This is a genomic window from Nocardia sp. NPDC059236 (genome assembly GCF_042754085.1).
GTDB lineage: Bacteria > Actinomycetota > Actinomycetes > Mycobacteriales > Mycobacteriaceae > Nocardia.
This window is the reverse complement of record NZ_JBHZAF010000004.1, coordinates 365,597-386,491: the sequence shown is the minus strand read 5'-3', so window position 1 is coordinate 386,491 and position 20,895 is coordinate 365,597. Positions and strand designations below refer to the sequence as shown.

The 20,895-nt window shown below is 69.7% G+C and carries 19 protein-coding genes; 7 read left to right on the top strand and 12 right to left on the bottom strand.

Annotated features, from left to right (window positions below):
* Window position 1: 1 nt before the first annotated feature.
* Complete coding sequence (locus ACFXIV_RS13925; RefSeq protein ID WP_379399334.1) at window positions 2-1,156, bottom strand: alkaline phosphatase family protein; 1,155 nt, start codon at window positions 1,154-1,156, stop codon at window positions 2-4.
* A 37-nt stretch (window positions 1,157-1,193) separates the two neighbouring features.
* Here ACFXIV_RS13925 and ACFXIV_RS13920 point away from each other — a divergent pair, with 37 nt between their 5' ends.
* Window positions 1,194-1,796 (top strand): GNAT family N-acetyltransferase, encoded by a 603-nt coding sequence (locus ACFXIV_RS13920; RefSeq protein WP_379399335.1) that lies wholly within the window; start codon window positions 1,194-1,196, stop codon window positions 1,794-1,796.
* 293 nt (window positions 1,797-2,089) lie between these two features.
* Here the strand turns inward: ACFXIV_RS13920 and ACFXIV_RS13915 are convergent, their stop codons facing one another.
* Both ACFXIV_RS13915 and ACFXIV_RS13910 read right to left on the bottom strand, forming a co-directional pair.
* The gene (locus ACFXIV_RS13915; protein ID WP_379399336.1) at window positions 2,090-4,429 is read right to left on the bottom strand and encodes a heavy metal translocating P-type ATPase; all 2,340 of its coding nucleotides are present in this window, start codon (window positions 4,427-4,429) and stop codon (window positions 2,090-2,092) included.
* Between the two features lie 136 nt (window positions 4,430-4,565).
* Window positions 4,566-4,859, bottom strand: a complete 294-nt coding sequence (locus ACFXIV_RS13910; protein WP_379399337.1) for a hypothetical protein — start codon at window positions 4,857-4,859, stop codon at window positions 4,566-4,568.
* Between the two features lie 209 nt (window positions 4,860-5,068).
* Here ACFXIV_RS13910 and ACFXIV_RS13905 point away from each other — a divergent pair, with 209 nt between their 5' ends.
* From ACFXIV_RS13905 to ACFXIV_RS13895, 3 genes are read left to right on the top strand one after another with little or no spacing between them, the layout of a single operon-like run.
* The gene (locus ACFXIV_RS13905; RefSeq protein WP_379399338.1) at window positions 5,069-5,422 is read left to right on the top strand and encodes a YciI family protein; all 354 of its coding nucleotides are present in this window, start codon (window positions 5,069-5,071) and stop codon (window positions 5,420-5,422) included.
* On the top strand, window positions 5,419-6,651 hold the full coding sequence (locus ACFXIV_RS13900) for an RNA polymerase sigma factor (RefSeq protein WP_379399339.1): 1,233 nt from the start codon (window positions 5,419-5,421) through the stop codon (window positions 6,649-6,651). The genes ACFXIV_RS13905 and ACFXIV_RS13900 overlap by 4 nt, the downstream gene beginning before the upstream one ends.
* A 42-nt stretch (window positions 6,652-6,693) precedes the next feature.
* Window positions 6,694-7,809: an alpha/beta hydrolase family protein gene (locus tag ACFXIV_RS13895; protein ID WP_379399340.1), complete on the top strand. Its 1,116-nt coding sequence runs from the start codon at window positions 6,694-6,696 to the stop codon at window positions 7,807-7,809.
* A gap of 48 nt (window positions 7,810-7,857) precedes the next feature.
* Here ACFXIV_RS13895 and ACFXIV_RS13890 read toward each other — a convergent pair whose 3' ends face one another.
* Window positions 7,858-9,306 carry a DHA2 family efflux MFS transporter permease subunit gene (locus ACFXIV_RS13890; protein WP_379399341.1) on the bottom strand — a complete coding sequence of 483 codons (1,449 nt, stop codon included), beginning with the start codon at window positions 9,304-9,306 and terminating at the stop codon, window positions 7,858-7,860.
* A 114-nt stretch (window positions 9,307-9,420) separates the two neighbouring features.
* On the opposite strand from ACFXIV_RS13890, the gene ACFXIV_RS13885 reads away from it, so the two are divergent.
* Window positions 9,421-10,080: a TetR/AcrR family transcriptional regulator gene (locus tag ACFXIV_RS13885; protein ID WP_379399342.1), complete on the top strand. Its 660-nt coding sequence runs from the start codon at window positions 9,421-9,423 to the stop codon at window positions 10,078-10,080.
* Window positions 10,081-10,158: 78 nt separating this feature from the next.
* On the opposite strand, the gene ACFXIV_RS13880 is transcribed toward ACFXIV_RS13885, so the two are convergent.
* The 3 genes from ACFXIV_RS13880 to ACFXIV_RS13870 form a co-directional block, all read right to left on the bottom strand.
* Complete coding sequence (locus tag ACFXIV_RS13880) at window positions 10,159-10,530, bottom strand: hypothetical protein (RefSeq protein WP_379399343.1); 372 nt, start codon at window positions 10,528-10,530, stop codon at window positions 10,159-10,161.
* Between the two features lie 95 nt (window positions 10,531-10,625).
* Complete coding sequence (locus ACFXIV_RS13875) at window positions 10,626-11,093, bottom strand: hypothetical protein (RefSeq protein ID WP_379399344.1); 468 nt, start codon at window positions 11,091-11,093, stop codon at window positions 10,626-10,628.
* 82 nt (window positions 11,094-11,175) lie between these two features.
* A complete protein-coding gene (locus tag ACFXIV_RS13870; protein ID WP_354835563.1) occupies window positions 11,176-11,487 on the bottom strand; it encodes a hypothetical protein in 312 nt (103 codons plus the stop codon).
* Between the two features lie 325 nt (window positions 11,488-11,812).
* On the opposite strand from ACFXIV_RS13870, the gene ACFXIV_RS13865 reads away from it, so the two are divergent.
* Both ACFXIV_RS13865 and ACFXIV_RS13860 read left to right on the top strand, forming a co-directional pair.
* Window positions 11,813-12,997, top strand: coding sequence for an RNA-guided endonuclease InsQ/TnpB family protein (locus tag ACFXIV_RS13865; RefSeq protein WP_379399345.1), 1,185 nt, complete (start codon window positions 11,813-11,815; stop codon window positions 12,995-12,997).
* Window positions 12,998-13,213: 216 nt separating this feature from the next.
* On the top strand, window positions 13,214-13,864 hold the full coding sequence (locus ACFXIV_RS13860; RefSeq protein WP_379399346.1) for a zinc ribbon domain-containing protein: 651 nt from the start codon (window positions 13,214-13,216) through the stop codon (window positions 13,862-13,864).
* 7 nt (window positions 13,865-13,871) lie between these two features.
* Here ACFXIV_RS13860 and ACFXIV_RS13855 read toward each other — a convergent pair whose 3' ends face one another.
* The 5 genes from ACFXIV_RS13855 to ACFXIV_RS13835 all read right to left on the bottom strand — a co-directional run bounded on the left by ACFXIV_RS13855 (window position 13,872) and on the right by ACFXIV_RS13835 (window position 20,762).
* A complete protein-coding gene (locus ACFXIV_RS13855; protein ID WP_379399347.1) occupies window positions 13,872-15,194 on the bottom strand; it encodes a serine hydrolase domain-containing protein in 1,323 nt (440 codons plus the stop codon).
* A 118-nt stretch (window positions 15,195-15,312) separates the two neighbouring features.
* Window positions 15,313-16,614 (bottom strand): hypothetical protein, encoded by a 1,302-nt coding sequence (locus ACFXIV_RS13850; protein WP_379399348.1) that lies wholly within the window; start codon window positions 16,612-16,614, stop codon window positions 15,313-15,315.
* Complete coding sequence (locus ACFXIV_RS13845) at window positions 16,611-18,125, bottom strand: tetratricopeptide repeat protein (RefSeq protein WP_379399349.1); 1,515 nt, start codon at window positions 18,123-18,125, stop codon at window positions 16,611-16,613. The genes ACFXIV_RS13850 and ACFXIV_RS13845 overlap by 4 nt, the downstream gene beginning before the upstream one ends.
* Window position 18,126: 1 nt before the next feature.
* The gene (locus ACFXIV_RS13840) at window positions 18,127-19,245 is read right to left on the bottom strand and encodes a hypothetical protein (RefSeq protein ID WP_379399350.1); all 1,119 of its coding nucleotides are present in this window, start codon (window positions 19,243-19,245) and stop codon (window positions 18,127-18,129) included.
* Complete coding sequence (locus ACFXIV_RS13835; RefSeq protein WP_379399451.1) at window positions 19,242-20,762, bottom strand: hypothetical protein; 1,521 nt, start codon at window positions 20,760-20,762, stop codon at window positions 19,242-19,244. The genes ACFXIV_RS13840 and ACFXIV_RS13835 overlap by 4 nt, the downstream gene beginning before the upstream one ends.
* Window positions 20,763-20,895 lie beyond the last annotated feature (133 nt).

Genomic DNA, 20,895 nt, shown 5'->3' with positions numbered 1-20,895 from the left:
ATCAGGGTGTGGTGATGAGGGGGACGAGTTGCTCGGCCGGGGTGCGGGCGCCGTGGTGGCCCACGAGGGCGGACTCCAGGGGCTCGAGGGCGGGGCGGACCAGGACCGCGGCACCCTCGGCGACGGCGATGAGATCGCCGATGCGGGAGGCGATCACCGGTGTGGGCGGGGTCGGGCCGAACCAGTGCTCGTCGAGCGCCTGCTCGCGGGTCACGACCGTTGCGTGCGTGGACAGTTCGGCGGTCCACGCGGAGTGGGCGTCGGCCAGGGCTTCGGGGCGGTCGAGGTAGATGTGGCGGACCCGCGCCTCGCCGCCGATCAGCCGGACATCGCGATGCAGCGCGGGCCGCGCGTCCAGATCGATGACGGTGTCCACGTGGATCATTCCGTGATCGCCGGTGATCAGCACCGTGCAGGTGGAGGGGAGCTCGGCGAACAGGCCGGCGAGGCAGGCGTCGATATCGCGGAGCACGGCCAGCCACTGTGGCGATTCGGGTCCGTACAGGTGACCGTTGGCATCGAGATCGGGGAAATAGGCGTAGGCGAAGCGGGAGTTCGTGCCGGAATGCCGTGCGACAGCGAGGATTCCGGCGCGCAGCTCGTCGAGGGTGGTGGCCGGGTGCAGGGTGCCCGGCGCGCGGAAGGCGGCCCGGGTCAGACCGGAGGTGCGCTGGTAGGCGGGGATCACGTAGTGCAGCTCGACGCCGTGGGCGGCGAGGTCCTCCAGGCGGCTGGTGCGCTGCTGCACCGACTCCGGCGGGTACGCGTCGCGGGCGTCCTCGCCGGTCGCGCTGTCGAGACTCCAGCGCAGCGCATTCAGCAGGCGGAGACGGTCGCCGACGGGCAGGGCGAAGCTGTAGCCGATGATGCCGTGTGTCGCGCAGGGCGCACCGAGGGCGAGGCTGGCGAGACTGGTCGCGGTGGTGGCGGGGAAGCCCGCGGTGAGGGTGGTGCGGACGTGCGCGGCCAGGGTGGGCGCGCTGTCGGCGTGGCGGGCGAGGAGTTCCGCGCCGAGGCCGTCGATCAGCAGCACCACCACATCCCGGTTGGGCACGAGGGCCAGCGGATTGCGCTGGTCGAGCCCGAAGGACGCGGCGACGGACGGCAGGACGTCGGCGAGCGTGGCCGGCGACGTCCCCGAGGGTGAACTGGCCATTCGCCGACTCTATTGATCTCGGCGCGATAATTCACCGGTGTTCGAATCCGCCGACTTTTCGATCAAGCCCACCCTGACCGGCGCGAAAGTTCTCCTGCGGCCGTTCATCCCCGAAGACCTCGACGCCATCCTCGCGGCCCTGCGCGATCCCGACGTCCGCAGGCTGACCGGCAGCGTCCACGCGGAGTCCACCGAGCCCGTGCCGGAGGATCCGGCCGAGCACGAGCGCTTGCGCGACTGGTACGCCACGCGCGAAACCCAGCCGGACCGTCTCGATTTGGCCATTGTCGACATCGCGACCGGCCGCTGCGTCGGGGAGGCCGTCCTCAATCGGTGGGATCCCGGCAATGGCAGCTGCAACTTCCGCATCCTGATCGGCCCCGATGGCCAGGGCCTCGGGCTGGGCACCGAGGCGACGCGGCTGATCGTCGGGTACGGGTTCGAGAAGCTCGGCCTGCACCGAATCTCCCTGGAGGTCTATGCCTTCAACCCGCGCGCCCGCCGCGCCTACGAGAAGGCCGGCTTCCGTCCCGAGGGCATCCTGCGCGAATCCCTGCGCTACGGCGACGAGTGGATCGACGCGACCGTCATGTCCATCCTGTCCCGCGAATGGGCCGAGCACCGCGGCCACCCCGCATAACCCTGCCCGCATACGCGAAAACCGCCTCCGAGGAGGCGGTTTCGTGCGTTGTGGGGCGAATCAGGCCAGGCCCCACGCCTTCAGGAGGTAGGTGATGTTGGCGGCGATTCCGGTGACGGTGCTGGCCAGGTCGATGGCGGCGGAACCGAGGTTGACGATGGGCATGTTTCAAGTCTTTCGGGCCGGGAACATGGTGCAGTTCCACTGTATTAGCGGCAGCTAACTCCCAGCATCATGAATCCACTCACCCCTCGGCCGAGGTGTAACCCGGCGCACAGCGGTACCGGTGCGGCTCAGTCCCGTTCGGGCAGGCGCAAACGCTTCAGGGACAGGGCGTTCAGGGCCACGATGATGCTGGACCCCGACATGGACATGGCGGCGATCTCCGGTCGCAGCGTGAAGCCGAAGGCGGGCTCGAAGACGCCGGCCGCGATGGGCAGGGCCAGGCTGTTGTAGCCGACCGCCCAGGCCAGGTTCTGGTGCATCTTGCGCAGCGTGCCGCGGCCGATGCGCAGCGCGGTGGGGACGTCCAGCGGATCGGAGCGCATGAGGACCACATCGGCGGTCTCGATGGCGACGTCGGTGCCCGCGCCGATGGCGATGCCGAGATCGGCCTGGGCCAGGGCGGGGGCATCGTTGACGCCGTCGCCGACCATGGTGATCTTCCGTCCGGCGGACTGCAATTCGATGATCTTGGCGGCCTTGTCGCCGGGCAGCACCTCGGCGATGACGGTGTCGATGCCGAGTTCGGCGGCGATGCGTTCGGCGGTCGCCCGGTTGTCGCCGGTCAGCATCACCACTTCGACGCCCATGTCGTGCAGGTCCGCAACGGCTGCGGCGGAGCTCTCGCGGGGCGCGTCGGCAATGCCGATGACCGCGGCGGGCCCGCCGTCGACGGCGGCCAGCACCGCGGTCCGGCCCGCGCCCGCCACCCGGTCGCGGGCTGCGGCCAGCTCGCCCAGGTCGACGCCCTCGCGGTCGAGCAGGCGGCGATTGCCGATGACCACGCGGCGGCCGTCCACGGTGGCGATCGCGCCGTGACCGGGGACGTTCTCGAAGTCCACGGCGCGGGCGTCGGTGGGGCCGTGTTCCTTGGCGTAGCGCACCACGGCGTCGGCCAGCGGGTGCTCGGACTCGCGTTCGACGGCGGCCAGCAGGGGTAGCAGGTCGGCCTCGGAAAGCCCGGGGCCGGTGACGATTTCGGTGACCTCCGGCTCGCCCTTGGTGAGGGTGCCGGTCTTGTCCATCACCACGGTCCGGATGCGGGCCGAACTCTCCAGTGCCATCGCGTTCTTGAACAGCACGCCGCGTTTCGCGCCCAGGCCGGTGCCGACCATGATGGCGGTCGGGGTGGCCAGGCCGAGGGCGTCGGGGCAGGTGATGACCACGACCGTGATGGCGAACAGCATGGCCTTGGCGAAGGTGGCCCCCGCCGGCAGCCACACCGCCAGGGTCAGCACACCGCCGATCAAGGCGACCAGCACCAGCCAGAAGGCGGCCCGGTCGGCCAGTCGCTGGCCCGGGGCCTTCGAATTCTGGGCCTGCTGCACCAGATTCACGATCTGCGCCAGCGCGGTGTCCGCGCCCACCTTGGTGGCGCGCACCCGCAGCGTGCCGTTCTCGTTGAGGGTCGCGCCGATGACCGCCGAGCCCGGCTCCTTGTGCACCGGCAGGCTCTCGCCGGTCACCATGGACTCGTCGACCTCGCTGGTCCCGTCCTCCACCAGCCCGTCCACCGCGATCTTCGAGCCCGGGCGCACCAGCAGCAGATCGCCGACTTTCACCTCGGCCGTGAGGATTTCGATTTCCTGCCCGTCCCGGATCACCACCGCCTGCGGCGGCGCCAGATCCAGCAGCGTGCGAATCGCGTCGTTGGCACCGCCCCGCGCCCGCATCTCGAACCAGTGGCCGAGCAGCACGAAGGTGGCCAGCATGGTCGAGGCCTCGTAGAAGACCTCGCCGCCGCCGGTCAGCGTAATGCCAAGGGAGTACAGCCATCCCGCCCCGATGCCGACCGCGACCAGCAACATCATGTCCAGCGTCCGCGCCTTCAGCGCCGCCCACGCCCCGGTGAAGAAAATGGTCGAGGAGTAGAAGATCACCGGCAGGCTGAGGATCAATTCCCAGATGTCCGAACGCATTCCGAACGGCACCGGCAGATGCCACCCGAACATGTCGGTGGCCATCGGCGACCACAGCATCACCAGCACCGAGAACACGGCGGCCACCACGAACCGGTTCCGCATGTCAGCGGCCATGTCCTCCATGGACATCCCCGCATGCCCGGCATGTGCACCGTGCCCCATCGCGGCATGATCCATCCCCGCATGCGCTGCATGGTCCATAGCGGTAGGCGCCGGGGCGGCGGGCTCGGCCATGGGGTCGCAGACGTGGTTGGGAACCGATTGGCCGGCGCAGTGCAGGCCGCATTCCTGGATCCAGGTGCGGAGGTCGGCGACGGAGGTGTGGGCGGGGTCGAAGGTGACGGTGGCGGTTTGGGAGACGGGGTTGGGGTCGACGGCGAGGACGCCCGGCCGGCGGCCGAGGACCGACTTCACCACGTTCTGCTGGCTGGCCCAGTGCAGGCCCCGGATGTCCAGGACCGTGGTCCGCTGGTCGCTCTGCCGATCCATCTCGCACTCCTCAGCCGACTCGCTCTCACCGCCCTCGACCATATACCCCGTAGGGGTAATTGGCAGGCATCCGGCAGTAACGAGCCGTCAGGGCGGGCACCGGGCCCGGTGGGGTGCGGGCCCGGACACTCGGGCGTCAGGACATGGGGACGGGTTCGCCGACCTCCACGCGGCCGCCATAGGTCAGGCCCGGGCAGCCGGAGGCGAGTTTCACCGCCGAGTCCAGGTCGTCGGCCTCGACGGCGACATAGCCGGAGAGCCGGTCGGGCGCGGCGGGGTTGTCGCCCAGCATGACGGTCTGGCCCACGCGATTACCGAAATCGGTGACGCGCTCGCCGATCTCGGCGAACCAGTCGGCCCACAGCTGCTCCTGCTCGGGCGTGGCTGCGCGGTTGGGGTCGTTGCGGAAGGCGAGGATGTAGGTGGACATTGTCGTTTCTCCTGTCGGGTGGACGGCCCGGTCGGCCGACTCGTGAATCCGTCGCGCGGCTCCGGCCGGGAATCGACAATCGGGTCGAGAATTTTTTCGCGACCGTGTCGATTTCGCCGCCTTCCCGAACGACGGGTTGAGCGACAACGACGTCAGCAGTGACACGGCAACGGAGCCGTGCGATCCACCCGAGCGAAGGGAGCAGTGATATGCCCGAGTACCTGCTGCTGATCCACCAGGACGAACAGACCTGGCTGGGCGCGGATCCGGCCGTGCGGCAGCGCACCCTGCACGAGCACCTCGAGTTCATGGCCGCGCACGCCGACCGGCTGCGCGGCGGTAACCGTCTGCGCCCCACCTCGACCGCGACCACGGTCCGGCACGACGAGCACGGCCGCACGGTCATCACCGACGGGGTGTTCGCCGAGACCAAAGAGGTTCTGGGCGGCTACTACCTGGTCGAGGCGGCCGATCTGGACGAGGCCATCCGGATCGCCGTGGACGTACCGTCGCCGTTCGGGTGTGTCGAGGTCCGGCCGATCCACCCGCACGACGAGCCGTGACGACGCCGGAGGTGGCCGCCGCGGTCGCCGACGCGCACCGGCGCGAGTGGGGCTTCGTGCTGGCGGCGACCGTGCGGGTGACCCGCGATATCGATCTCGCCGAAGAGGCTGTACAGGAGGCGTTCACGCAGGCCCTGCAGGCCTGGCCGGAGTCGGGGATCCCGGATCGCCCCGGCGCCTGGCTGACCACGGTGGCCAGGCGGCGCGCCCTGGACGCCCTGCGCCGCGACATCGCGTTCGAGCGCTCGATTCCACTGCTGGTGGAGGATCCCGTGCCCGACCCGGCCGCCCCGGACTCGGTGGCCGACGATCGGCTGCGGCTCATCTTCATCTGCTGCCACCCGGCCCTGTCGATGGAGGCGCGGGTGGCGCTGACCCTGCGCCTGCTGTGTGGTCTGTCCACTACGGAGATTGCGCGCGCCTTCCTGGTCGCGGAACCGACCATGGCGGCGCGTATCACGCGGGCCAAGAAGAAGATCGCCGAGGCGCACATCCCCTACCGCCTCCCGTCCGACGAGGAACTGCCCGACCGCGTCGACGCGGTGCTGACCGTGCTGCACCTGCTGTTCACCACCGGCCACACCGCCCCGGCCGGCGCCGAACTGGTCCGCCCCGAACTGGTGGAGCGCGCCCTCGACCTGGCCCGCATGCTGCGCCTGCTGCTGCCCAACGACCCGGATGTGGCGGGCCTGTACGCGCTGCTGCTGCTCACCGACGCCCGCCGCGGCACCCGCACCGACGAGACCGGACGCTTCCTGCCGCTGGCCGAGCAGGACCGCGCCCACTGGGACCGCCGCGCCATCTCCGAGGGAATAGCCTTGGTGCGCAGATCATTACGCGGCCGCGCGCCGGGCCGCTTCCCGCTCATGGCGGCCATTGCCGCGGTCCACGCCGAGGCCCCCGCGTTCGACGCCACCGACTGGCACGAGATCGCCGGTCTCTACGATCATCTCATCGCCGTCTGGCCCTCCCCTGTGGTCGCCCTCAATCGCGCCGTCGCCCTCGGCCACGCCGACGGCCCGCAGCGCGGCCTGGACGAACTCGACCGCCTGGCCACCGAACCCCAGCTCACCGCCTACCACTACCTCCCCGCCGCCCGCGCCGAATTCCTCACCCGCCTGGGCAGATTCGACGAGGCCCGGCTCGCCTACCAGGAGGCCCTGCTGCTCGCCGAGAACAAGGTCGAAGCAGACTTCCTCACCTCCCGCCTGCACGACCTCGACCGCTGAATCGGATTGCCGCATCGCGCACCGGCGGTTAGATTGCCGCTCATGGGGATCCGCGGGGCAGTGGCACTGGTGGCGATCGCGCTGGTCGTGGGTACCGGCGGCGTGGCCGCGGCGGAGCCCACGGTCGAACGCGAGTCCTTCACCTTCCAGTTCGGAGATTTCACCGGCTCGGGTGAGCTCGACTTTCCTGCGGGGGCGCGCAATGCGCCTGTGGTGGTGCTGATTCCGGGGTCGGGCCCCGAGGATCTCAACGCCGACCAAGCGTCCGGCTCCCATATCTTTCTCGATATCGCGGACGACCTGACCAGCCGCGGGTACGCCGTCATGCGCTACAACAAGCGCTATGTGCGCGGCCCCGGCGATGTCGACAGCGCCGACTACTGGACCAAACTCGACCTGAACGACATGCGGGACGACGCCGATCAGGTTCTGCGCGCCGCCGAGCAGGATTCACACGTCGACGCGCACCGTGTCTTCGTCTACGGCTGGAGCGAGGGCAGCACTGTCGCGGCCGCCCTGGCGACGACCCATCCGGAATTGGCCGGAACCATCTTCCAGGGCCCGGTGGCACTCCCCTGGCGCGTGACCTTCGGCTATCAGGGCGAGCAGGTCTACGCGCCGTACCTCTCACGGTTCGCCTTGAACGGCCTGCTCGGGCCCGACGAACTCGACCGCGCCTTCCACGGCGACGGCGGGCTGATGGCCAAGCTCGCGCTCCGCTTCGCCTGCGTGAACGCCGATGCCGGAGACTTCACCGTCCGCCCGACCTGGGATCTCAACCGAGACGGCAAGCTCGACGTGGACCTCGAGTTTCGCCCCGTCTACCAGTTCTACCTGGAGTCCGCGATGCGCCCCGGCGGCATCTACGACATCTACGACCCGGCCCGCGCCCTCCCCAGCCTCATCGAACAGGCCCCGAAACTGACTGCGCCCGTGCTCATCCTGCAGGGGGTGGACGACGCCAACGTCCCTCCCGCGGGTTCGTCCAGCCTCGACGCCGCCCTGGCCGCCGCCGGCAACCGCGACCACACCCTCCATCTCTTCCCCGGCCTCGGCCACTCCCTCGGCCCCACCACCGATGTCCTGCACGACAACTTCCAGCCCATCGACCAGTCGGCCCTGGACACCCTGGCGCACTGGCTGGACGCCCGCCGATGACCAGCCCGCACGTCTGCCGAACCAGCTGTACCGGGACCGCATCGCCGATCAACTCGCCCCGGCGCTGACCGCCGGGCGCTTACGCGATCGACGCTCCAGCACCGCCAACAGCCCGGTCGGCAGGAGGGCGAGGGCGGAGCCCGCGAACACCCAGCCGAAGGTCACCGCGAAGGCGTCCCCGTGGCCAGGCCGGCCGATCCCGCCAGGCAGGTGCCGTTGCAGGATCACGACGAAGGCGGCGGTGCCGATCGAGCCGCCGACACGCTGCATGACGGTGAGTTGCGGTGTGGCGTCGATGATTTGGGAGGGAGTCAGATCCCGCATGGCCGCCGTCATGGCGGGCATGGCGGCCAGTCCGATACCCAGGCCGCGCACGATCATGGCGAGGCAGAGCAGCCAGTAGGGGGTGTCATCGGCGAGCAGCATGAACGGCACGGTGGCGACACAGCAGACGAGAGCACCCAGCAGGCAGGTGAGGGCGCCGACGCGCTCGTAGAGGCGCGCGGACAGGCCCATGGCAATGGCCGCGCCGATGCCCTGCGGTGCCATCAGCAGGCCGGTGTGGGCGGCGTCCTGATGGCGAATCAGCTGAAAGTACAAGGGCAGCAGCACCATTGCCCCGAACGTCACCGCGCCGATGACAAGGGTCGAGACCGTCCCCGCGGCGAAGTAGCGGTCCCGCCACAGGCGCAGGTCCAGGACCGGATTCCGGACCCGCAGCGAATGCGCGACGAATACCGCAACCAGAATCGCACCGCCGCACAGTGTTACGAGCACCTTCGGGTCGGTCAAGCCGCGCGACGCCGCCTCGGACAGTCCGTAGGTGATTCCGACCATGCCCGCCGAGACCAGGATCAGACCGAGCGCATCAAGCGCCTCCGCGGATTCGGCGCGCTCATCCCGCGGCAGCAGCCGCGCGGCCAGCACCAGCCCGATCGCGCCGATCGGCGCGTTGATCAGGAAAATCCATTGCCAGCCCGCGTATTCCAGCAGTAGCCCGCCGATCGTCGGTCCGATCACCGGGGTCAGCACCATCGGAATACCCGCTGCCGCCATGGCTTTCGCCATCCCGTCCCGCCCTGCCGCGGTGACCAGAATCATCTGCCCGACCGGGATCATGACCCCGGCCCCCAGTCCCTGGGCCACCCGGGCCGCGATCAGCATGCCGACGCTCCCCGCGGCGGCACAGGCCACCGAGGCGAGCGTGAACAGCAGCAGCGCACCGAGATAGAGCCGTTTACGCCCGACGCGCCGTGCGGCCCAGCCGGTCACGGGCAGCACGGCCGCCTGCATCAGCAGGTAGACGGTGACGACCCACTGAATCGCGCCGAGCGTGCCGCCCAGATCGGCGGCCAGCGATTTCAGGGACACATTGACGACGGTCGCGTCGAGGAAGGCGAGTACCGCGCCGACCAGCACGACCACGATGGCCCGGCGGGCCTGCGGAGTGAGCGCGGACCGATCCACGGCCGCGCCCGGGATGTTCGAGATAGTCACACGTCGAAGTGTCATCCGTTTGGATAAAAGTGTCAACCAAATGGATGACATACGGATGTATGACACAGTCGGCTCGGTGGATGACACAGTCATCCACCGCATTACGATGAACGGATGGCAACCGCGCCCGACCCCGACACGGACCCCGTCCCGCCTACCGCGGGCCGCCGGCCCCGGCGCGCGCCCAGCGCCGCCGATCGCCGACGCGATGCCGAGCGCTCCCGCCAGGCTCTGCTGGACGCGGCCCTGGACGAGTTCGCCGCCAAGGGTTTCGACGGTGCCCGGGTCCAGGAGATCGCCGATCGCGCCGGGGTCAACAAGCAGCTGATCGCCTACTACTTCGGCGGCAAAGAGGGCCTCTACCAAGAGATTCAGCGTGGCTGGCCCGCGGCGGAAGCCGAACGCGCGGATCCGGAACTCCCGCTCGACGAGGTCGCCGCCCGGTATCTGTCCGCAGTGCTCGCCGATCCCCGCCCGGCCCGCCTGCTGGTGTGGCGCGGCCTTACCGGAAGTGGTTCCGCCACCGACTATTTGGACGGATCGGCCACTGTCGACGCCGATCTGGAGAACCTGACCCGAGCCCAGGAACGCGGCGAGATCTCCCCCGGGATCGACCCCGCCTTCATCAGAATGGCCCTGATGGGCATGATCCTGGCACCTGTCATGCTTCCCGAGACAGCCTTGCAGGCGACCGGAAAGCAGCCCGGCTCACCGGAATTCGAAGAGTATTACAGTGCGCAGCTGCGCAAATTGATCCGGCTACTCGGCCGGTGAGTTTCGGAATTCACTGCGAGAGTAGCGGTTCGGAGCGATCTCACCGAGGGCGAGTCAGGATTTTCGACTGCGGGGGAATTATCTGCAGACCGTGGAATATCGGGTGCACACCGTCCAGCCGGTGCCATCGGGGCGGGCGACGGGCATCCAGGTGTGGTCCGAACCGCCGGTGCTGAGCCGGTTCGCGGTAGCCGGGTCGGGGGCAGCGGGTTGTGGGGCGGGGTCGACGTATTCGTACTGGTAGGAGTAGCCGTAGGGATCGGTCGAGTAGGTGATGACGGTGTGGTGGGATGTGCCCGGGGTGGTGGATCCGGCCCCGGAGCCGCCCGAGATCGTCGAGCCCGGCGGTTCGGCCACGGCGATGCCGGCGGCGGTGGCGAACAGGGCTCCGGCCGCGACCAGGCAGGTCAGCGGTTTCCGGACGGCGATCAGGGCGTTGTTGGTGTGCATTGAATGAACCTCCTCGTTCGCCCTAGATACGACGCCGGGTTACGTGGTGGCTCGGTAGTTGATCGAACAGTGAAGGCCGACAGTGGATTACGAGATCAGAAGCCCGGTCCGGGCGGCGGCGGCAAACGGCGCTCGCGGGGGATCAGCAGGAGCAGTAGCGACAGCACCAGCCCGCCGCCGACCAGGTACAACCCCCAGGTCCCGCTGAGCAGATGCCGATAGTCGGTGCGCAGCTCGTGATCGAAGCGCTGGTCGAGCCGCCAGGTCAGCACGCCGAGCCCGGCCAGGCCGACGAGGACGCCGATCCAGCCCAGGATCCGCGATCCGAACAGCGCGGCCACCAGCACCACGGCCGCCACTCCGAGCAGCCCGATGGCCAGGGAGGTCGTGAAGGACCCTGACTGCGCCCCGATCTGGTCCAGTGACCGGCCCGAAGCGAATCCGCTCCGCAGGTCGGAGAACTGGACATTCCGCGCGTCGACCGTGCCGACCAGCGGACCGAAAACCCCGACCGCCACCGCGATGGCGGCGGCGAACAGCAGCAGATGAACGAAAGTGCGCATACTCCACGGTATTGCGCTTCCGGTCCCCCGGCACGCCCTCGAACCTTACGGTCCGAAACACGCCGGAGAACCGGCGGATGAATCAGGCGCGACGGTCCACCGCGGCCCACGCGGCCACCGCGACCACACCGGACACGACCGCGACCGACGGCCAGGCGCCGATCTTCTTGGCGAGCGGGTGCGAGGCGCCCATCGCGCCGACGGCGAGCCCGGTCAGCGCGGCCGCACCACCGGTGCCGACCGTCTTGCGCCAGCGCGGGAAGGCGGCCGCCGTGCCCGCCGCGAACACCGCGCCACCGAGCTGACGCTTCTTGGTGGCCTGAGCGAGGGCGAAGCCACCGGTGAGCCCTCCGGCCACCAGCAGCGAGGTCGGTACCGCGGGAATCCCTGCCATCTCCATACCTCCAACAGACGAGCGAACGAACTATCGCTCCCGACATTAACCGGAGTCAGTTCCACCGGTTCGATCCGGGTCTGTCACCAGCGACCAGTTCAACTGTTCTGTGCTCATCGGCGTAAGCGAGTGAGGTTCCGTGCGATGTACCAACCACCACCGACAACGACGCGCCGAACCGATCCGGCGAGATAGGAACCCGATCACAGGAGGACCCTGCCGGTCAGCAAACCAAAAGTCCTCGAAATGCATAGGCAGCAGCAGCATTTCAGGTGAATGCCGGTGAACACCAGGTGACCATGAACCAACACGCTATGGTTGGCGGGTGAGCGATCGCGGGGGTCGAACGGCCAGGTATACGTACCGGCTGCGTGTCTCCGTGGTCGCGGAGGGTTGCTTGAACGCGGAGTGGGGTCGTTGCCGGTGGGTGTGGAACCAGTGCGTCGCCGAATCCCGTGCCGCGCACAAGGCCGGAGTGTCGTGCGGCCCGGCCACTTTGGACAAGATGTTGACGGGCTGGCGCGCCGAACATCAGTGGCTACGCGATGGTGCGTCAGTGCCGCAGCAGCAGATCATCCGTGACTTCGCCAAGGCCCGCGCGAAAGCGTTGAAAGACATCAAGAACCAGCTGCCGATGCGGCAACGCACCGGGATGCCACGGTTCAAGAAGCGTGACGTCGCTGACCCGACACTGAACTACACCAAACGTGGGTTCCGAATCCATGACGGGAACCTGTACCTCGCGGGCGGCGTGGTCGTGTCCGTGGTGTGGTCGCGCGGATTGCCCTCCGAACCGTCCTCAGTGCGCGTCTACCGCGACAGCATCGGCCACTGGTACGCCTCGTTTGTCGTAGAAACCAGCGTCGAGCCGTTACCGGCGACCGGCGCGAGCATCGGGATCGACTGGGGTGTCAGGGAAACCGGCACCACCACCAGCGACCAGCACGACCTACCGCACCCTGAATACGGGAAGAAAGCTGCCGCGAACCTCGCCCGCTATCAGCGGATGATGGCTCGCCGCCGCCCAGCAAAGGGCACAACGGCGTCGAAGCGGTACCGGAATGCGAAACAGAAGACGGCGAAGGCGCAGGCAAAGGTCGCCCGGCAACGCCGAGACACCGCGCGCAAGTGGGCAAAAACCATTGTGCGTGACTTCGACCAGATCGCGGTCGAGGACTTCCGCCCCAAGTTCCTCGCTGCATCCGCGATGGCGCGCAAGGCCGCCGACGCCGCGATCGGCGCCACCAAGGACGCGTTGATCGAGATCAGCCGTAAACACGGGCGTGATGTGAGGCTCGTGCCCCCAGCGAACACAACAACCGATTGCAGCAACTGCGGAGCGAGAACCAAGCTGCCGCTGTCGCAACGCATCTATTCGTGCACGGTGTGCGGTTTCGAGGCCCCCAGGGACAAGAACTCCGCGCTGATAATTCTCGCCAGGGCTGGTTTCAACCCTGCTGATGTCGAGGGCGGAAGACCCGACCGTACGCAGTGCGGCCGGGCAGCCTGAGTCAGGAATCCCCACCTTCGGGCCGGGGAGGAATCAATACCTCCAACACACGAACCCCCCACCCCGCCACCGTCCCCGCCCCGGCCGCGGGGGATTCGTGGGATGTGTTGCGGGCGAAGCGAGTCATACGATAAGAACCTGACGAAACACGGTCCGGGGGGCTCCGGGCGCGTCCGTTCACAGAGTTCCGCTCAGCCGCAAAGGAATAACTCGACCATGACCGGTCCGGTCGTCTTCACCAGCTACTACCACGACGAATCCAACGACGACGGATTCCAGTGGGAGTTCCGCTGTGATCGCTGCAGCACCGCTTACAAGTCGCCGTTCGAACAGAACTACTTCTCCCGCGGCCGGGGTGCGCTGCGTGTGCTGCGCGATCTCTTCGGCGACCAGGTGCGCGCCATCGACAAGATCTCCAACGCCGCGGAGAGCTACTCGAACCACTGGGGCGGCTCCTCCTCCAGCACCAAGGACAAGGCGTTCGCGCGCGCGGTCGAACAGGTGCGCGACGACTTCCGGCTGTGCGGCGGCTGCGGCCGCTGGGTCTGCCACCAGGTGTGCTGGAACGAGCAGGTCGGTCAGTGCACCAATTGCTCGCCGCAGGTGGCGCACCAGATTGCCCAGGCGCAGGCCGAGGCCCGCGGCTCGCAGATCCGCGAGGCCGCCTATCAGCAGGACTGGGCGTCCCAGCACGATGTGGCCACCCCGGCCCGGGTGTCCTGCCCGACCTGCGGCGCGCACACCACGGGCGGCAAGTTCTGCTCCACCTGCGGCACCGCCCTGTCCCTGCAATCGAATTGCCGGGGTTGCGCCCATCAGGTGCAGGTCGGGGCGGCCTTCTGCGCCAACTGCGGTCAGCCGCAGTAGCGTTCGGTCAGCGGATGCCGGGGGTCGCCGGGTCGGTCCCCACGCAGCCGAGGATGAAGCAGCCCGGCGGCCAGTCGCCGAACGGCGGATACAGCGGCTTGCCGAGGCATTCCAGAATGCCGCAGCCCGGGTAGGCCATCGGGCCGAGACCCAGCGCGGACAGCGTGGCGTCCGGGTTCATGAACATCGGGTCGGTGAGGCTGGTGTCCGGCCGCGGTACGTACGGACCCGGATCGGGCAGGCTCGGGGTCCGGAACGCGGTGGTGAGCCCACGCAGCACGTCGTGCGGAAAGCTCACCGCGCCATTGGGAACCGTGACACCGGTCCAGCTGACCAGCAGGCCCAGGCTGGGGACGATGAAGTTGTCCTGGCGCATCATCCCGGCCATCTGGATGGCGTCCTTGGGCAGTCCGGGGAACAGGTCCTCGCAATCCGGGCCGTTGACGGTGATCAGGAAGCCGTAGCAGGGATTGACATCGTTCGGCGTCGTGGCCGCGGCCAGGTAGCCGGTGGAGATCAGCTGCCGGCCATGCCAATTGCCGCGATTCACCAGCAGCAGGCCGAGTTTGGCGTAGTCGTCGGGCGGCAGCACCAGGTGAGCGTGCCCGTAGGTGTTGCCGCTGCGGTCCCGCGCCCAGAGATAGTCGGACTTCTCGATACCCAACGGGCCGAACAGATTCCGCTGCGCGTACGCCTGGAAGTCCTCGCCCACGGCCTGCTGGATGACATAGACCAGCAGGTCCACGGCCCGCTGACTGTACTGCCAGGTCTCGCCCTGCGCATGCTCGATCGGCATGGCCAGCGCCTGCGCCACCACGTTCGGGTCGAGCCGGGCCAGCCCGGTGACGCCCTCGGAGGCAATGGCGACCTCCATCCCGGAGGTCTCGGTCAGCAGGCTGCGCACGGTGATCGCGCGATGTCCGGCATCGCCGAGCCCGGCGGGCAGGTAGAGGTCGATCGGATCGTCCACGCGCAGTTTGTGTTCGTCCACGGCGATCCCCGCGACCAGGGACACCACGCTCTTGGTGCCGCTCCACAGATTCCACGCGACGCCGCCCGCGCGTTGATTGGTGGGCCCACCGCCGATCAGGCAGTTGTTGCGGAATACCTGCACGGTGAATCGGGTCGGGTCGGAGGCGAAGTCCACCGCCTGCCGCAGCGCGGCCGAATCCAGTCCCACCTCTTCGGGTGTCGCGGTCTCGGGCTGCCGGCCCGCGCTGACCTCGCAGTGCCGCAGGCCATCCGGCTCGGCGCGGCCGATCGGCCCCGCGATCAATGCCAGGGCGGCCGCCAGCGCCGCCACCACGATGCCTGTCACGATTCGCGCCATTCGCCCTCCGCTCCCGATCTTTCGTGAAGCTTCATCGGAGAGCCTGTGGGGCCGTTATCCTTTCGTGACCCGTGACTTCCTGGGGCGATAGTTCTGGGGGCTCAGCCGTTCCGGTGGCTCAGCGGCGGGCGTCGACCGTGGCGAAGGCGGCCCAGATCAGCGGGGAATGCTGGATCTCGCCGGTGCTGCGCCAGGCGGCCAGATGCGCACGCTGCCACGCATTGAGAGCGGCGACGGGATCGGGCGATTCGTGGGCAGCGTCGATGGCGCATACCGCTTCCTGGAAGGGGTGCGTGGTGGTGGGCGTGCCCGCGAAGCGATGGAAAGCGAGATCGGTGGGCAGTGGCCAACGTCCGGCCGTCACCACTTCCGCGCCTCCGGTGAGCATGGCCGCGACCAGGCCGAGGGGCTCGGCGAAGCGGAGATCGCCGCCGCTCTCACAGGCGATCAGGGCGACCCGGCTCGGGATCGGCCAGATTTCGGGTCCGGTGCGCGGAACCGCCGCGCCGTGCCCGTTGCCCGAATAGTCATGGCCCGCACCGTCCGTGAGCGCATGTGTGCCGAGCAGCAGGTCGCGGGCCGAGAGCGGGCGGTGGTCACGGTAGGCGGGTGCGCAGCCCGGACTGGCGGCGGTACAGGACAGGTGCAGGGTGGCCGATTCACTGCGGCCGGATTCGGGGGCCGCGGCGGTGACGTGACCGACGTACAGCAGGCGGGCCGCGCCCGCGTGCAGGGTGCGGCTCAGCCAGGCCCGGTCCAGATCGGTCCGGCGGAACGCCGCGAGGGGATCGCCGACGGCCGGGCTCAGCCGATCGGCGGCGGCGTGCGTGGCGACCAGGGCGGCGAGTGGCGCGTCCGCAGCCATCCGGCCGAGCACCGACCCCAGTGCGGAGTCGGCCCGGAAGCCGGGCACCCGTGGATCCAGGATGGCGACCACCGGCAGCGTCCGGGTCTCCGCCCACGACCGCGTCGCGCGGGCGGGCGCGTGCACGATGCCGGTGGGCGCGAGCACGCTCACGTCGGCGATCTCCACCAGCCGCACCTCCGGATCGGGAGCGATGAGCTCCCACGGCACCTGCGCGGTGCGCGGCGACGGCTGGATGCGGATGTGCGGCCGGATGCCCTGCGAATAGAGCTCGTGCAGCCGCACCGCCAGGTTGTAGGGCAGGAACGTCGACGAGAGGTATTGGGCCAGCGTGTTTTCCGCCGGATAGGAGGCCAGTTCACCGGTGGTGAGCGCGGATTCGAGACCACCGGCCACGCCGGGCGCGGGCAGGGCCGCCGCGAACCGGGCCACGGCCGCCGCGACCTGGTCCTCCGGCACCACGCCGACGCCACCGGGCGCGCTCTCGCCGGTCCAGCGCCAGGTCAGGTAGAGGTCGCCCGCATCGGCCATGCGGACACAGACGGTCGGTGTCATACGGGTATCACCCGCTCGGCGCGGACGCGACGGCCGTAGCGCTGCTCGGCGGCATCGAGCCAGGCGGACAGGGCGATATGGCCGTCCGGCGGAATGGAGACCCGTGGCGGCGGGCTGACGGGCAGGCCCGCGCCGGCCGCCACCGCCGCGAGCGCGGTGCCGAGTTGCAGCGCGTCCTGAACGGCGGCCGACTCGGACGGCGGTTCGAACGGCTGGAACAGATCGAGCGGCGCGGGCGGTTCCGCGGACAGACTGTCGATATCCACAATTGCTCCCGCACACTGATTTTCGATGAGATCGGCGACCAGCCGGGCATCACCGGCCAGATACGAGTACCGGAAGGCCAGGCGCAACGCGGGATTCACGATGCGACGGTTCCAGGTGTCGCGCTGGGCGCCGTCGGGCAGCTCGTAACGGACGGCGTCCAGGGCCAGCGCCGCCGGAACCGCGAGATCCACTGCCCGCGTGAGCAATCCGGGCACCTGGGCGACGAGCGGCTCCAGCAGCCCGGCGTGCCAGTAGTCGAGCTGCGCGCAGTGCAGGCCCAGGCCGCGCACCGCGTAGATGGCGCGGGCGGCGGCCAGTTCGGATTCGCCCTCCTCGAACCGCCCGGCCGCGAATGCCGTGGCGGCCAGGCGGAGTCGCACATCCGCGGTGTCGATGACCGCCCGGGATTCCTCGAATCGGCGCAACGCCTCGCGATACCGGGCCTGCGCCACCTCCGGCCGACCCCGGTGCTCGGCGATGAATCCCATGACCTTCAGCCCGATTCCGGCGCGATGCACCGCACCGGCCGCCTCGAAGTGCTCCTGGGCCGCGGCGAGCAGCGGCTCGGCCTCATCGAAGGATCCGGTACGCGTGTACATCAGCGCCAGGTTCTGCCGGGTCTCGGCCACCCCCGCGCTGTCGTTCACCGCCGCGAAGGCCGCCAGCGCCTGACCGGCGAAATCCTGTGCCAGCTCCCAGCGCCCGGTCTCGAAGTGGGCGGCGGCCAGGTTCATGAGCGGGTGCCCGACCCGCTCGGGATCGAAACGCCGTGCCGCATCCAGGGATTCGACCGCCAGATCGAGAGCCCGCCACCAGTGCTGCCGATGCAACGCCACCGCCGTGGACGACACCAGGCACGCCAGGCGCAGGTCCCCCGGCGCATCCGCGCGACCCAGCGCCGCCCGAGCCCGCTCGAGAGCCTCCTGCGCCCCGTCCAGATCCCCGAGGTTCTGCATGGCCTGCGACAACCCGATCAGCGCACCCGGATACATCCGCGGCGCGTCGGAAGACATCTGCCCCAACGCTTCCCGAAACCGCTCCACCGCCGCCGCGTGATCCCCCAGCTGATCTGTCACCACCGCCACGTCCACCAACGCGCACAGCCGCAGATCCCCGGTCTCCGTCTCCGCGGCCTGCTCGAAGACCCGCAGCGCCTCCCACAACTCGCCCCGCGCGACCGCGTCGGCCCCGGCCCGCAGCAGTGGACTCTCCGCTGTGTCGACCCCCGACTCCCCGTACGACATGTCAGTAGTCCGAATCCGCCTCTGCGGCCGCGATTTCGGCGAGCAACGGGGCCAGCGGGCCGGAGTCGTCGGCGGCCGGGCCGGCCGCTGTGCGGAGCCGGGCGGACGCGAAGTCGCGGATCTGGCGGCGCAGGGCGGCCGCGGTGTCGGCGGCCGGGCCATCGGCCGGGGCCGGGCCGGCCTCCGGATCCGGCCCGAAACCGGGAACGTGGATGGCGACCCGGACGGCGGAAGCCGGTGCGGACAGGACGGATTCGCCGATCCAGGTGTCCTCGGCGGCCCGCAGCTCGGTGTCGAGCTCGCCACGGCCGGTATCGATGCGGGCCCAGGGCCGCAGGTGGGCCGGAACCACATCGGGCAGGCCCGGGTGCGCCGCCACCGCGATGGCCACGCTGGTCGCTCCGGCGTCGCGGACGAGTTCCCAGGACACCGCGGATTCGGAGGCGTCGACCAGCCCGGGCGGGCAGCGGCGCCAGTCCCACCCGCCGGTACCGCGGGCCAGTACCAGGGTGCCGCCGGGCCGGGCCTCGTCACCGGCGGCGAGGGCGTAATCCGAAGCGCGCAACGATGTTTCGAGATAGGCGGGAGCGGGCGGGGCGAGCGCGTCCGCGCCGTCCACCAGCAGTTCGCACTCCTCGGTCAGCAGGGCGATATCGCGGTCCAGCAGCGCCGGGTCGAGGTCGGCGATGCCGTCCAGGGTGGACGCCGGCCACCACCGCGATGCCCAGTGCGCGTACGCGAGTCGGCGGGCGCTGACGGCCTGGGACCGGAGCACGGGAGCGGCGGGCACCTCGACCGGCCGCTCGTCCGTGGCGACCGCCGGCACCGGCTGATCGTCCGCTGTCGCGACCGGCCCGCCCGGACGGACGGAGTCGAGGGCCAGGGCGGCGGATTCGCCGTAGAGCGCCCACACCCATTCCTGCGCGGCATCCACATCGTCGATGAGGGCCGCCGGAAGTTCTTGTCCGGCAAGCACACTCCAGATGAGGTGGCCGCCGACGACCTCGAGCACCATGGAGTCGGGCCCCGGGGCGGTGTGCAGGGCGGCCGGGTCGCCGACCGGGACTATGCCGCGCAACCCGTCGGGGTAGCGGTGGATCGTGACCGCCGAGTTCGTCATCCCACCCTCGATTCCCGATCGCCGGGCTCGGCCGCCGCGGCGACGGCCAGGGCCCGTTTCACCCGCATCCGGTGGTCCAGGATCACCGATCGGGCCACGCCGTCCAGCAGATCCCAGAGCTCGTCCACGGCGTACACGGGGAACTCACGTACATCCCGCCCGTGCAGTCGCGCCCACAGTCTGCGCAGGTAGGGACGCCACGGCACGCGCAGATCCGCCGCTATCGCCCCCAGTGGACCGTCGACCGCGCCCACCCGCACCGCCATGCGCCGCGCCTGCAGCACATAGGCCTCGCGCTGCCATCGCCCATTGATCAACCGCGCCGCCGCACCGCCGCTCGATGGCGCGCCCGGCCGGGTCGGACCGGCTGCGGCACTGGTCAATCCGGCGACGGCGCCCGTCACCCCGGCCGCGGTACCCGCCAGCCCGGTCGAGCCGGCGAGCAGCCCGGCGGCCGTGCCGGTCAGGCCGACGGCCGCGCCCAGCAGACCGGTGGCCGCACCGGCCAGGGTGACAGTGGATCTGGAGGCAGGGGCGGCGTCGCCGTCCGGAGCGTAGCCGGTGGGAAGCGGTGCGCCGAGGGGGCGGAGGTCGACCGCCAGGGTGGCGCCGGCGGCAGCGGCCACCCGGAGGGATTCGTCCAGCAGGGCCCAGGGGGCGCAGGCACGGGCGATTTCGGCGGCGACCAGTTCGGGGATCTCAGGCAGGTCGGACCGTTCGCTGGAGGCTTGCAGAACGGTGAAGATCCGCTCGTGGATGGTCCGGTCCAGGGGCAGCCCGAGGGTGGCGGTGGAGGCCGAGAAGCCGACCTGGGGCGGGAGCGGGAGGGGGTACAGCGTGAGTCCGAATTCCTGTGCGGTGCAGCCTATTTCATTGATCCACAGCCGGATTCCGGTGTGGGTGCCGACGTAGGCGTCGATGACGGCGTCGATATCGGCGGGGTCACCGGCGCCGTCGAATCTGGTTGCGGCGCAATCCTCCAGGAGTCCGGCCAGCAGCTCGGAGTGGTCGGGCACCTCGGTCAGCGGGCGCCGCCGCCAGGCGGTCTGGATCAGTTCGGTCAGCTCGCCGACCCGGGCCGGTTCGGACAGGTATTCCTTGAGCGCCTGGGTGGTGCGGCCGGCGGCGAGCCCGTGGATCTCGCGCAGCGCGGCTTCCGCGGCGGTTCGGTCGCCGACCGGGTCCGGCAGGCCCGAGACGGTGGCGAGTTCGAAGCAGCGCTGGAAGTACAGGTCCTGGGCATTGCCCTCGGTGATCCGCAGCGCCCGGCGCGTCTGCTTGAGCAGTGTGAACCAGGCCGCGGTGGCGCGCAGGACATCGGCGGCGGCGTGAATCCGGGTGGCCAGCAACACCGCTCCGTCGGCGGAGAGCATCGAGCCCGCGCACTGCGGGTGCTGAACCGGGCGGATGACCAGCGGATCCAGGATCAGCTTGACGGTCCGCCGCAGGGGTCCGCCGTGCGGTCCGCTCAAGGGTTCGACCCCGTCGAGGCGGCGCCACACCTCATCCAGCACCATGGCCCGCGGTCGTCGCATTCGCCCAGGTTAGCCCAGTTTCACCGCCTTTCGCGTGCCGGAAGTTGGGATCGGTAGGCCGGGTGCCGATTTCTACGGTTCTGACATCGGTTCCACCACGGAGCCAGCATCACGA

Coding starts and splice junctions, on each gene's coding strand:
- ACFXIV_RS13885 (WP_379399342.1), top strand. CDS start 9,421: ATGGCAACCGCGCCCGACCCCGACACGGACCCCGTCCCGCCTACCGCG.
- ACFXIV_RS13895 (WP_379399340.1), top strand. CDS start 6,694: ATGGGGATCCGCGGGGCAGTGGCACTGGTGGCGATCGCGCTGGTCGTG.
- ACFXIV_RS13905 (WP_379399338.1), top strand. CDS start 5,069: ATGCCCGAGTACCTGCTGCTGATCCACCAGGACGAACAGACCTGGCTG.
- ACFXIV_RS13875 (WP_379399344.1), bottom strand. CDS start 11,093: ATGCGCACTTTCGTTCATCTGCTGCTGTTCGCCGCCGCCATCGCGGTG.
- ACFXIV_RS13925 (WP_379399334.1), bottom strand. CDS start 1,156: ATGGCCAGTTCACCCTCGGGGACGTCGCCGGCCACGCTCGCCGACGTC.
- ACFXIV_RS13845 (WP_379399349.1), bottom strand. CDS start 18,125: ATGTCGTACGGGGAGTCGGGGGTCGACACAGCGGAGAGTCCACTGCTG.
- ACFXIV_RS13840 (WP_379399350.1), bottom strand. CDS start 19,245: ATGACGAACTCGGCGGTCACGATCCACCGCTACCCCGACGGGTTGCGC.
- ACFXIV_RS13855 (WP_379399347.1), bottom strand. CDS start 15,194: ATGGCGCGAATCGTGACAGGCATCGTGGTGGCGGCGCTGGCGGCCGCC.
- ACFXIV_RS13870 (WP_354835563.1), bottom strand. CDS start 11,487: ATGGCAGGGATTCCCGCGGTACCGACCTCGCTGCTGGTGGCCGGAGGG.
- ACFXIV_RS13910 (WP_379399337.1), bottom strand. CDS start 4,859: ATGTCCACCTACATCCTCGCCTTCCGCAACGACCCCAACCGCGCAGCC.
- ACFXIV_RS13860 (WP_379399346.1), top strand. CDS start 13,214: ATGACCGGTCCGGTCGTCTTCACCAGCTACTACCACGACGAATCCAAC.
- ACFXIV_RS13880 (WP_379399343.1), bottom strand. CDS start 10,530: ATGCACACCAACAACGCCCTGATCGCCGTCCGGAAACCGCTGACCTGC.
- ACFXIV_RS13915 (WP_379399336.1), bottom strand. CDS start 4,429: ATGGATCGGCAGAGCGACCAGCGGACCACGGTCCTGGACATCCGGGGC.
- ACFXIV_RS13835 (WP_379399451.1), bottom strand. CDS start 20,762: ATGGTGCTGGATGAGGTGTGGCGCCGCCTCGACGGGGTCGAACCCTTG.
- ACFXIV_RS13850 (WP_379399348.1), bottom strand. CDS start 16,614: ATGACACCGACCGTCTGTGTCCGCATGGCCGATGCGGGCGACCTCTAC.